The organism is Desmonostoc vinosum, assembly GCF_059505385.1.
Genome location: NZ_JCACKM010000206.1, coordinates 1 through 10155, shown reverse-complemented (window position 1 = coordinate 10155; position 10155 = coordinate 1). Strand labels below are relative to the sequence as shown.

The window sequence follows — 10155 nt, the reverse complement described above, 5'->3', positions numbered from 1 at the left end:
ATCAAATCAGAATTTGGCATCTCAAACAATTTCTCGAAAATCCTCCGCATCAAATAAAAAAACGCATTGCTGCTATTGATTCCCAAGCCGTTAATTACTTATTGGGAAGGAAAGTATGACAAAACAAATCACTCCCCTCAAAACTCAAAAAGTTCTCGATATTTGCTCCGGCATCGGCGGCTTCATCTCCAATTCGCAATTCGCAATTCGCAATTCGCAATTCGCAATTTTAAGAAAGGAACCAAATATATGAATCAAAATATTAGTATTACTGACAGAACAAAAGCCTTGGCAATAAGAATAGTTAAGGCTTGTACTTTCTTAGATGAAAAACCCGGAGTTGGTCGAACACTTTCAAAGCAACTACTACGAAGTGGCACATCTATTGGAGCTAATGTTAGAGAAGCTCAATCCGCCCAATCTGATAAGGATTTTTTGAGCAAATTAGAAATTGCACTTAAAGAAGAACGAGAAACCGAATATTGGTTGGAAATATTAATAGAGGCAGAATTGGTTGAGAAAAACAAGTTTGAATCTCTGCTTCAAGAAACTAGAGAAATTGGAAAGATTTTAGTTACATCTACTCGAAAAGTCAAAGATAAAATCAAGCAATGAAATTAATTGCGAATTGCGAATTGCGAATTGCGAATTGCGAATTGCGAATTGGTATTGCTGCGGTGTTCATTATCACCTTGGGATATAGAAAAGTTAAGAACCTTAAGATTAGAGTTAATTTTACAAGTGCTTAAAGGTAGACCAATCATTTTAATTATTGATGAGACAGGGGATAAAAAGAAAGGGAGCAAGACAGATTATGTGAAACGGCAGTATATAGGAAATTTAGGAAAAACAGATAATGGGATTGTAGCAGTTACAGTGTATGGTGTTTTCTGTGGAATGACCTTTCCATTACTATTTGAAGTATATAAACCTCGTGAAAGATTACAGCCAGGAGATAAGTATCGCACTAAGCCAGAAATAGCAGCAATACTGATAACAAAGCTCCAGTCAATGGGTTTTAAATTCAACTTAGTACTTGCAGACAGCTTATATGGAGAGAGCAGTAAGAATTTTATATCTGTATTAGATGAACTGAATTTGAATTATATAGTAGCAATTCGGTCAAATCATTATGTGGAGTTACTTCCCAGACAACATATTCAATATTCAAAGTGGCATAGATTCCAAAGAGTATTCTCTAATTTGAGCCATGAGAATCGATTTATTAGAGAAATAATTCCGGGAAAACGTGGAGAACTTAGATATTGGCAAATTACTACGGATGCGGAACATTTGCCTGATAATACTACTTGGTATGTGATGAGTAAATATCCCGACATCACACCCAGAGAAGTTGGCAATTTTTACGGTTTAAGAACTTGGGTTGAGTACGGGTTAAAACAAAGTAAGAATGAACTAGGTTGGGCAGATTTTCGCCTGACGCACTACCCACATATTGAACGATGGTGGGAAATTATTTGCAGTACTTATTTAATGGTTAGTCTGCATTCCGAGCAACTGTTTCAGACTCCACCACAACGAGAGTCAAAATTTGCTTCACATCCCTGGTGGGATAGTAGCAATGGCTGGAAGAATATTCTCAATAATCTTCGTTTAATCATTCAACCTTTTACTCTGTTTAATCTGATATATCCCTGGTTAACAGTTTTTCCTATCCCTCAATTAGCTTTGGGCTTTTCTAAACTTCAATCTATTATTTATAGCCTCACCAGTTCAATTTTTATATCCCTGAGTCACCCTGATTTCTACTTTTCCTCTGCCTATAGTGACAAAAGAGGGTTAAAGACATAACCAATGCTGTTAAAAGTCTAGATGCTCTGTTCGTCTCCCCCAGTCTGGGAACAGGTGTAGATATTGCAGAGTATCACTTTGATGCCGTGTTCGGTGTCTTTCACGCTGTTAGCCAGACTGCAACAGAATGCGCTCAACAACTACACCGTTATCGTCCCAAGGTTCCCTTTCATATTTGGGTTGCACCAAGACCACCCTTCGGATATAAGGAAACTAACGCCACCAAGATTAAAGAAGGGTTACTACAAACTAATGAAGTCAACGCTTTTTTACTGCGAATTGACCGGGAGACAGGTAAGCGGGGAGTTGAGAAGGATTATGCTCTAGATGCATACTGCCAAATTCTAGCCCAGCGTCACCAGTTGATTAATAATCTTCGATCTGAGTTGCGATCGCTATTACTAGAGATGGGCAATACCATCGTACCAATGGGCAGTGAGATGATGTTGATGCTAAAAACGCCTTGCTGATGCCGCCTCTGTTTTGAACACTGAACATAATTGTGCAGTGAATAAAGCTAATGATATTTCTGCAAGCGAGTATCGCGCTCGTAAAAGTAAGGATTATTTGAAGCCAGAGGAAGTTTATGAATGTGAGAAGTTTCGGATTCGAGACTCTTATGGGATGGAGGTTACTGAAGAACTGGTGGAAAAAGATGAAGGGGGTAGGTTGGTTAGGGCTTACGCATCATTTGAGGCCATATTATCAGAACCCGGTGGCACGATTATTGACCCACATACTAATAGAGAATACCCTGCACCACCCAAGATTGTTGCAGATAAGGATTATTCGGAGCGGGACAAGTTACCTTTGTGTATGGATTGGGGTAATTATTCAGCTCGGTGGTTAGCGCGGTTTAACTTGGGACTGCATGACATTTTAAAACGTTTAGTGAAGGGAGAGGAAATTACCGCCGATGATCCACAATTGGTAAGGATGACTGAAATTGCCATACAGTGTGCTGCTCATATTAAAGCGATTCTTGGTTTTACTGTGCCTGCTGACTGTCAGCCCATTTGGTTACTCGCTACCTTAGTTGAACAGTTGGGACTGAAGTTGGCGAATCGCAAAGAAGGGCCTCGTGGGGAGCAGGTGACAATTTATTCACTAGCGAAAGAGGAATTGCACTTTGCCCTAGATGTGATTGCTCATCGGGAGCAGAAACGCGCTAGGCAACTCGCAATTTCCAGTTCGCAATTCGCAGTTAAAACAATTGCGAATTGCGAACTGGAAATTGCGAATTGTTTGGTATCCACCCCCCTACTGTTGGTATAGGGAATCCCCCTAAAGCAGGGGTGGATACTACGGATTTTGACCCCAACGGCGAATGCGATCGCTCTCTGGTAAAAACCTGCGCCCAAATGCTTAAAGACGGTATCAGACATGGGGTTGAGGCTGTGAAGTCCATCCTCAAGCGCTGGGGAACGGATTTGCGCTGGTGTGCGGTGCTGGAGTTGGAGGAAGTAGCGGTAAATGAATTGCGGCAGTTGGAGGAGTTAGTACCGCAGTTTTACGCCTTGCTTGATGAGTTGGTATTGCCAATGGAGGGGTAAATGCCAATTTTGGCAAAAAGACTTGAGTCTTTGATGGTCAATCTTTGTGCTTAGATCAGCTAACATCAAATTCTTCTAAGAGTTAACTCACTCTTACATACCCGCCCGTTGACCATTATTGTTGGTGAATGAGCTAGTACCTCACTCATCGTCAAACCAGGTGTAACTTGTACAAATTAATCACCAAATTCTGCAGCGCACCCAAACTCTGTGTGGAGTCGATAGTGCCATTTGTGAACACTACCAGTTCCATGTCTTCTGGAAGAAATAAAGCGACGCATTGCTCGGTGCGGTAGTCTTGATCCTCCCGCCACAGACCGTTCTTGCTGTAGACTTTACCAGCTGGTGTGTCGGTTATCGAGTCGATGCCAAATTTGTTGTCGAGCATTGTCTGGGCTTGTGCTGGTGTCATAATCGTTCCACCCCGACGGAAAGCTGACATAATGTTTAGCACGCTATTGACCGACATATGCCAGCCGTCACCGCCACAAGAGGACGAGAAATCACCGGAGTCCCAACCATTATGATTGGTGGATGTCAACAAGTTGTAAGCAAGAGCTGCATCTGTTGGATGGGCTAAAGTTGCGTTGGTTACACTAGCAATAGAGAAGACGTTCTTATACAGGTATTGACTGTAAGCGTTGAGCGTCGTGAGTTCCCAGAACTGGTTGTTGCGATATTCATCTAAGTTGGGGTTGTACGGTGCGTAGGGCGGAACTATTGCATTTGCTGGGATATCACCGTTCATAATTGGGAGCAGAATACGGCAGAGTCCGAAGTTCATGTTTTCATAATAGAAATTGCCTACCTTGCTGACTCCGGCTTCGACCTGATTCCTCATCGTATAGTAGAAAGAGTTGTAGCCTCCAGTGTTGAAGCCGGAGGTATGGGTCATCAAGTGGTTGAAGGTGATTTGTTGGATGCTTGAATGCTTCTTCCAGTATTTAGGAAGATAATCTATGATCTTGGTGCTAAAGGGGGATTTACCTTGATCATGAAGCAGCTTGGTCATTGCAATCGCAGTGAGCAACTTGCTGACGCTAGCGATGTGCATCCGCCGATCTATGCCGAAGCCAACGTCGCCATCCACGGGCATCTTAGACCAGTTCCACTCAAACGTTTGGATGGGGCTGCCGCCTTGGCGAAGCTGCATCGCATAGCCTGGAACCAGCCCACTGATTGAGTTGTGCAAGTTATTGCAGAAGGCGCTGGCATCAAGGTGCTTGCTAGCTCCAGAGAAGGTTTGAGGAAAAGTCGGTTTTTCCTCCACTTGTGTATAGGAGGTCACGCCCTCTAATTTGGGGAGTGGCATCACATGATCGCCCAGAGCAGCCTTAGAGATATTGAATCGAGACATTATATTCTCTGCTGCTGTATAATTAAAGTCATTAGTAATATTAACCATTGAAATAGCTCCTTGATTTTTAGCTTATAAATAAGTAACCTGACAGAATTAACACATACTCTGTTCTTTTTTAGATAAGAATTTCAACTGAGAATGTGTGTAATAAATTTCATCTAACTACCTGTAGATCAAATTCTACTGGTTAGTTTTGCTTGAGTAGGCAGCGAATTATGAAAGCAACAGTTCAACTTACACTATCTGACTAAAAGTTGATAAGAGTTGGTAAAAGCCGAAAAAGAAACAAGAATTAGATCTAAAAATAAATTACCTTGTTTCTTTTTCTGTTTCTGATTTCAAGTCCTCAGAATATGAATTTAAGCTTGAGTCCAGATGAATGTAAAAGACTGTCCTTCAGTAAAGAAATCCTCGGCATCTTCTATATGGTACATATTAGTATGACTACTAAATCCTTTTGCTTTACTAAGAACTAAATCTTTGTGTTTCAAATCATCTCGTGTGACAAAACCAAATGCTTTCCCATTTTCTTGTTGCACTTCGGTAATCGGTACGTATGTATTATTGCCAGCTCTAGTAAATAGGAGAACACCTTTCCACCAATCGTCAGCAGTAACAATAAGATTTATCTGAATTTTTTGTGCATCAATTCCATTTTTACCATCATGTCTCAGTTCAATTTTATCTCCATCAGGAAGTCTTTTAGTTTGAAGTAAATCTTCAATTTTGATGTCATATACGGCATTTGCTGAGTTAACGCTCATCTGATTTCTGCTGAAAAAATTATGGAATGATTGTTGGTTTATAAGTCACTAAATAAAATTAATTACATACTGATTCTTAATGAGAGAATCAGTTCTGACTAGATTTTGTGTAATTAATTTGGTGTAATTACTTGTTTAATTAATCAGGAGTTCTGAAAGAATATATGCACTTTGATCAGATTATTAATCTTTTTTATAACTTTTATAGGAGAATAATCTGTAACAAATGCTTTTTTGTATTTTGGCAACAAGCTAATTTGAATAATCAGGTAAAACTGCTATCTGCTTGCATAAAGAATCAAGAAAATAATGATAAAAGTGTAGAGACAGACAAGAAATTATTCTAGATAATTCCAAAATCAAATGATTCTCAAGAGTCCCGTCAGGACAACAAACATAAGGATGTGGCTTATTTCAGCACAGCTAAAGGCTGGTGGAGTCCTAAGTTTGGAGAGTTGAATTTATGAATGTGCGATGGCGCGTTCGCGTAGCGTGTCCGTTCGGCGAAGCCGTGCCGCAGGCTCAGGACTCAGCGCCCGCCTTCTTGCGATCGCTGCCTTGTATATTGATGATCGCAGCGCAAACAACGACATTATTTGATCGGGTGGAACAGTCCCCCCTGAAAACGCCAGCCAACAGAACCAGGATCTTTCGAGCGACACCAGCTTTCAAAATCCTTATCGCTTTGGTTAGTTTGCTCTCGCTGCAAAGTTGCTAAATCGACACCTAATCTTTTAGCCAGCTAAACAAAGGCAAGAAAACAGCAGGTGTAGATGGTAAAGCATCTCTAACTTTCAAAGAGCGATTCGACCTTGATAACTTACTAAAAACACAAGTAAACACTTGGACTCACAGCAAGTTACGAGAAATATCGATTCCTAAAAAGGACGGTACGATGAGAAGTCTCAAAGTACCAACCATGAAAGATAGAGCATGGCAATGTATTATCAAATATGCTATCGAACCCGCTCACGAAGCGATTTTTCATGAACGCTCCTATGGTTTTCGTCCTGGTCGTTCGGCACATGATGTACAGAAATATCTCTTTGATAATCTAAGGTCAAAATCCAACGGTAAGGACAAAATAATCTTAGAGATGGACGTTGAAAAATGCTTTGATAGGATTAATCACAACCACCTAATGTCCCAAATCATAGCACCTAAAAGTGCAAAACTGGGATTATGGAAATGCCTAAAAGTAGGGGTTAATCCTGAATTCCCCGAACAAGGTACACCCCAAGGTGGCGTGTGTAGCCCAGTGCTTGCCAACATTGCCCTACACGGAATAGAAGCCATACATAAATCTGTGAGATACGCAGATGATATGGTTTTTATCTTTAAGAAAGGCGACAACCAAGCTCAAGTCTTTGATGAAATCACAGAATTTTTGCGCGTTAGGGGTCTAAACATTAAGTCAGCGAAGACACGCTTTGTATCCGCGACTGATGGATTTAATTTTCTCGGCTGGCAATTTCGAGTCCAGAAAAACGGAAAGTTTAGATGTACTCCCTCAGAGGATAATTATCTAGCATTCCGCAAGAAAGTTAAAGCTATAGTCAATAACTCGAACTATGGTGCTTTAGTTAAAAGCCAAAAACTCTCTCCCATTATTAGAGGTTGGAGAAACTATCATCGCTACTGCAAAATGGATGGGTCAAGGTTCAGACTGTGGTTTACCCGCAGGAGAGCATGGAGTGTCTTTAATAAACAATCCAAACTTAACCGCTATCAAACGGATGCCTTAATAGATAAGGCATTCCCCGCAGTACCGTACTCAGAAAACAAGCACGTCATGGTTAAAGGAGATGCGTCTCCTTTTAATGGCAATCTTGTCTACTGGAGTAAAAGACAATCTCTCCACTACGATGGGGCGACAGCCAAAGCTCTCAAGAAACAAGACCATACTTGCGGACACTGCGGACTTAAGTTCGTAGACGGTGAAGATATACATCTTCATCATTTAGATGGCAATCACGATAACTGGAAGTTGAAAAACCTCTTTGCTATCCACCAATCCTGCCATCAATACGTTCACATGAGCAAATAAATTTGTCGGGAGCCGGATGCACCTAAAGGCGCACGTCCGGTTCTAATTGGGAGGGGCGGAAGATAATACTTCCCCTCGACCTAACTCAATACCTAATTGGGATGAAGACAAAAGGCGGCGGTATTGAGAGTAGGGTAGAACAGGACACTCGATAATCAGCTTTCGTAAGGCGCGATAAGCTTCTTCGATTGAAAATGCTTGTAGCTTAAGTCTCTTTAAATGATATTTATAATTGGGTTACTCATTGTTGCTACTGTACTTTACTAGACTGAGAAACGCTATATAATCGATTTATCTTTTAACAGTTAATACCTAATTTTTATATTCTTAAATTGATAATTTAGAGGTATAATACTATTAATATAACTCTCATAAAAACATTAAAAAATTTCCTGAATGACTCGTTTTATTCACGATCAATAGTCAAAGAGCGAATTAACTCTCGAATAACATCCGTTGCCGGTCGTCCTGTTATTGAGCAATATTTTTCTAACTTTTCTACTTCGCCTGATGTAAGGTTGATTGTCAATCTTTTAACAGCCCATTTTTTATTCATAAGTCAAATAAGATCTGCTTGAAACTACTTCTCTAATATCAATCATCTAAACTGTTACTACAATGATAAAAGTAATGATATTAGTTTCAAGAAGTCGTGAAGAAAAGCGCTATATCTTTTAAAGTTGTAATGAAGAGTCAAAGTGTCTTCTCAATTATGAATTTTGGATAATTTAGCAGTAGAAGTTCTAAAAAAAATATAAATTTAAAAACTCATTCTCTTAGATATTCAGTAGAAACACATGGTAGTGTAGCAGCCTATTCATTGCGTTAACACAAGCTTTAACACCAACAAGTCTAGTCACTTCACTAGCCAATGTCAGACGGGTTAGCAATCACCTTGGGAGAATTTATGACTTATGCGATCATATATTCTCACTTTGTCTGCACCTTTGTTTTGGCTTCATGATAAGTCTCGCTCTTATGCTGTTCAGTGGTAACTTGCATTTACTTGTGAACCTGTGATCTGGAGCGGCGGTAGAAAATCCTTTAGTCTAGGACTTACGCATTGACAAAAAGTATCATCAATCCGTACTAGACAGCACAGATACAGCGGTGGACAAGGGAGCAACAGTTAGAATTACTTGATTGGCATCCTTTATCCCTCTTCTGTCACTCTCCGAAAACATTTGCCATTTCTGAATTCTAGAGCTTTGATATAACAAGCAATTGCGCCATTCTTTTCTAATAACAAATACAAGACCAATTTTTTTCTAATAGTATAGCTTGTATTGATTGCCTAATGAGGCTTCTAGCAATCGCCTAACCGGAAAGTGACAGAAGAGGGTTATTTACTGGTAAATGTCCCCTATGTGGTGCTAACTAGGAGCGATCGCACTGTCGCACTTGCGATCGCGTGCTTACTTATAATCTTTGTAATGCCACGATTAAAATTATTGGTTTTTTGCGTAAAGTGCAGAACACTAGGTGAATAGTGTTATATAACAGTATTTACTATGTATAAACCGGGGGACAACACTATAAGTCTCCCATATAACTTACTTCTATTCATAACTGCTCTGGGCTTTCGTCTAGGGCAGTTTTATATTGTACAGTGAACCAGATTTTCAACTGTGTCAATGGAGAATCATCTGCCCTCAACTGCCTGCTATTGAAAATTGCTCATTGAGTTAAAGGTTGGACTGGTAAATTTGCATCAATCTCAATCAAGGTAACTTTGGCATTTTCAACTACTGTATTTCCTAACAAAGTATCCTGCATCGCTTCAAATCTAGATTCTGCTTTCCCAATCCGTTCGTAATGCAAAATTACATGGTAACGCTTTTGTATTGGTTCTCCAGACTCTGAACGCTCTACTGTATTCCAATCCTTGTTTTGATGCTCCTCAGCAATCTGACGATACTCACTGGCTAATTGCTCTAAAGCATTGGCTATGGCGTGTTCTTCGCTTTGACCACAGCAACGGATCTCATCTGAGCGCTGGTCAATAGAAGACGATAGTTGACAAATATACTGTCTATTCTCATTAGCCTGCACATTAATCGTAATTGTTCCAGTGATTGAAGTCATAGCTAGTTTGTCAGAGAATTGATGATCCCTGAATTTTAACAGATGCACTAATTTAAAGGATGTCGGCAATATTCCTCAAAGGTGTTGTCATCTGGTAGTCAGGTAATCAGCATTCCTTAGTAAAATCGCAACGCAAGCTCTCTTCTGACTCTGCCATAAAGTTCTTACTTGCTATATGATTTGGTCGTATATGAAAAATGTTACGAGTCGTGATGCGTAAAGTTACTGTCTTAGGCATAGGTTTTGCTTTGACTGTGGGCGTAGCTGATGGCGTAGGAGCTAGATAGCAGTTGTTAATTTGGATCTGCCTCTGGCTTTGATGAGTTTGCAACTCTTTATAGACAACTCCGCCTCCAGTACCTAATGACAGGATGCAGGCAGAACCTACAGCTAGAGTTCTACTAGTAACCAAAATTCCTCTTTGCGCTGGATTGCGAAGCAAAGAGCGAACATATTTTATTACGTTCATTTTTTATTAGCAGGACTTACGCAAGTGTCACAAGCAATGGCGCGGTGTAACCGCGCCGCGCACCA

At 40.3% G+C, this 10155-nt stretch carries 9 protein-coding genes and 2 pseudogenes; 6 read left to right on the top strand and 5 right to left on the bottom strand.

What is annotated here, in order from left to right:
• Positions 1-249: 249 nt before the first annotated feature.
• From AC5JMF_RS25155 to AC5JMF_RS25135, 5 genes and pseudogenes are all read left to right on the top strand, one after another.
• Complete coding sequence (locus tag AC5JMF_RS25155) at positions 250-615, top strand: four helix bundle protein (RefSeq protein WP_495798433.1); 366 nt, start codon at positions 250-252, stop codon at positions 613-615.
• A 78-nt stretch (positions 616-693) separates the two neighbouring features.
• A pseudogene (locus AC5JMF_RS25150) lies at positions 694-1812 on the top strand (IS701 family transposase); the annotation flags it as partial.
• Positions 1813-1898: 86 nt separating this feature from the next.
• Complete coding sequence (locus AC5JMF_RS25145; RefSeq protein WP_495798432.1) at positions 1899-2282, top strand: hypothetical protein; 384 nt, start codon at positions 1899-1901, stop codon at positions 2280-2282.
• A 37-nt stretch (positions 2283-2319) separates the two neighbouring features.
• Entirely contained in the window at positions 2320-3087 is a 768-nt protein-coding gene (locus AC5JMF_RS25140) for a hypothetical protein (RefSeq protein WP_495798431.1), read from the top strand.
• Between the two features lie 20 nt (positions 3088-3107).
• Complete coding sequence (locus tag AC5JMF_RS25135) at positions 3108-3365, top strand: hypothetical protein (RefSeq protein ID WP_495798430.1); 258 nt, start codon at positions 3108-3110, stop codon at positions 3363-3365.
• 151 nt (positions 3366-3516) lie between these two features.
• On the opposite strand, the gene AC5JMF_RS25130 is transcribed toward AC5JMF_RS25135, so the two are convergent.
• Positions 3517-4770, bottom strand: coding sequence for a serine hydrolase (locus AC5JMF_RS25130; protein ID WP_495798429.1), 1254 nt, complete (start codon positions 4768-4770; stop codon positions 3517-3519).
• Positions 4771-5084: 314 nt separating this feature from the next.
• Positions 5085-5489 carry a hypothetical protein gene (locus tag AC5JMF_RS25125; protein WP_495798428.1) on the bottom strand — a complete coding sequence of 135 codons (405 nt, stop codon included), beginning with the start codon at positions 5487-5489 and terminating at the stop codon, positions 5085-5087.
• Positions 5490-6225: 736 nt separating this feature from the next.
• Here AC5JMF_RS25125 and AC5JMF_RS25120 point away from each other — a divergent pair.
• Positions 6226-7536 (top strand): annotated as a pseudogene (locus AC5JMF_RS25120) (group II intron reverse transcriptase); the annotation flags it as partial.
• A gap of 406 nt (positions 7537-7942) precedes the next feature.
• On the opposite strand, the gene AC5JMF_RS25115 reads toward AC5JMF_RS25120, so the two are convergent.
• From AC5JMF_RS25115 to AC5JMF_RS25105, 3 genes are all read right to left on the bottom strand, one after another.
• The gene (locus tag AC5JMF_RS25115) at positions 7943-8092 is read right to left on the bottom strand and encodes a CopG family transcriptional regulator (RefSeq protein WP_495798427.1); all 150 of its coding nucleotides are present in this window, start codon (positions 8090-8092) and stop codon (positions 7943-7945) included.
• 1121 nt (positions 8093-9213) lie between these two features.
• A complete protein-coding gene (locus tag AC5JMF_RS25110; protein WP_495798426.1) occupies positions 9214-9621 on the bottom strand; it encodes a hypothetical protein in 408 nt (135 codons plus the stop codon).
• Positions 9622-9727: 106 nt separating this feature from the next.
• On the bottom strand, positions 9728-10090 hold the full coding sequence (locus AC5JMF_RS25105; protein WP_495798425.1) for a hypothetical protein: 363 nt from the start codon (positions 10088-10090) through the stop codon (positions 9728-9730).
• Positions 10091-10155 lie beyond the last annotated feature (65 nt).